The following is a 1,800-nucleotide window of genomic DNA, read 5'->3' on the forward strand; positions in this document are numbered from 1 at the left end:
AGAGCATAATATAAAAAATAAGTTAAGATTTTTCTTGCAGAGCACCTCTATAAGTAGTAAATTTGTTATCTATCTCGCATGGAGGTTGTTATGCGCGTTTTGGTTGTTGACGATGATATTCATACATCCAAGGGGCTTCGGGAGTTTTTTAAATCGAAAGGCGCCGCTATCGATCTGGCAGAAACCGGGGAGGAAGCTCTTGACCTAGCACGTCATTACGAATACGATTTGATTATGCTGGATGTGCTGCTGCCCGATATGGAAGGATATGACGTCCTGCGGAAATTGCGGGGAAGCAAGATCGGAACGCCGGTGCTGATGATGTCCGGCCTTTCGCGTGCGCAGGCGAAAATCAAGGGGTTGGAGCTTGGGGCGGATGACTACATTACCAAGCCCTATGAGCGTGAAGAAGTTCTTGCCCGTGCCAATGCGGTCATTAGGAGAAGTCGTGGTTTTAGCCACAATATTATAACAGCCGGTCGAATTAATATAAATATTGAAAGTATGGAAGTTTTTGTCGAAAATAAAGTTGTTCATCTAACAAGCAAGGAATATTCAATTTTGGAGCTACTGGTTCTGAGAAAGGGGATTGCCTTAACGAAAGAGGTTTTTCTTAACCATCTTTATGGAGGCCTTGATGAACCCGATGGAAAAATCATCGATGTCTTCATCTGCAAGCTTAGAAAAAAACTATCTGCCCTCGGGTTAAATGATCTAATCACCACAGTCTGGGGCAAAGGTTACATGATCAAGAAAATACATGACACTATTGCTGGAGCCAATGATCCTAGCAACAATCAACCGGCTAGCCACTCACCTATCCCCTCATTCCGATCTCGAGAAAAACTTGCCGAACAGCCTGCTGCTGACGAGCATTTCAGCGGACCACTGCATCAGCGGCACTAGTCGATGCTCCGGCCTGGGTTTGCAGTCATGAGGCGCACGTCAGCAAACATCGGGAATGTTCCGTACTCTGTTGAACTGAAGTTCAACAGTGTGGGCCCGTTTCCCGAATTGTGAGATGAATCGTTTCAATGGGTTACGCAACGGGCGGGGCGGTTTTCTGCTGGAATGTGGTGCCACGTTTTGCGACAATTATCGCCATATAACCGTTTTTATTGACCAATAATCGTGCTGTTAATGCGGTGTCTCGTTGGAGCGCCGCATGTTCTTCCGCATCAAGCCTTCGGGCGACCGCCGCTACCTCCAGATCGTCGAGAACACGCGCGACGGCGCCAAGACACGCCAGAGCGTGATCGCCACTCTCGGCCGTGTCGACGAGCTGGAAGCCGCCGGCAAGCTCGACGCGCTGCTGCGCTCGGGCGCCCGGCTGTGCGAGACCGCGATGCTGGTCTCCAGCCTGCGCGACGGAACGCTCGACGCGGTGGCGACCCGGCGCATCGGCGCGCCGCTGGTCTTCGGCCGGCTGTGGGAGGAGACCGGCTGCCGGGCGGTGGTCGAGACGCTGGCCGGAGAGCGGGCTTTCGAGTTCCCGATCGAGCGGGCGATCTTCGCTGCCGTACTGCACCGACTGATGGTGTCGGGCTCCGACCGGGGGTGTGAGCGCTGGCTGGAAGCCTACCCGTATTGACGGCGCCGAAGGGCTGGAGTTGCACCACCTCTACCGGGCGATGACCTGGCTCGGCGAGGCGCTGAAGGACCAGAGCGGCGCCACGCGATCGGCGCGGCGGACCAAGGACCTGATCGAGGAGCAGCTGTTCGAGCGCCGGCGCAGCCTGTTCACCGTAACCGCTGTGGGGCGGACTCTTTTTGTCTGAGCCGATCGGATGCTGATTTTGC

Annotated in this window: 1 protein-coding gene and 1 pseudogene; both read left to right on the top strand. The window is 54.2% G+C overall.

Annotation, left to right across the window (positions count from 1 at the left end; translation table 11 throughout):
- Window positions 1-90: 90 nt before the first annotated feature.
- Complete coding sequence (locus tag ACP5E6_RS18950) at window positions 91-906, top strand: response regulator transcription factor (RefSeq protein WP_427957032.1); 816 nt, start codon at window positions 91-93, stop codon at window positions 904-906.
- Between the two features lie 259 nt (window positions 907-1,165).
- Window positions 1,166-1,757, top strand: a pseudogene (locus ACP5E6_RS18955) (IS1634 family transposase); the annotation flags it as partial.
- Window positions 1,758-1,800: the final 43 nt, after the last annotated feature.

It is taken from the genome of Acidiphilium sp. (genome assembly GCF_049977125.1).
Classification (GTDB): Bacteria; Pseudomonadota; Alphaproteobacteria; order Acetobacterales; family Acetobacteraceae; genus Acidiphilium.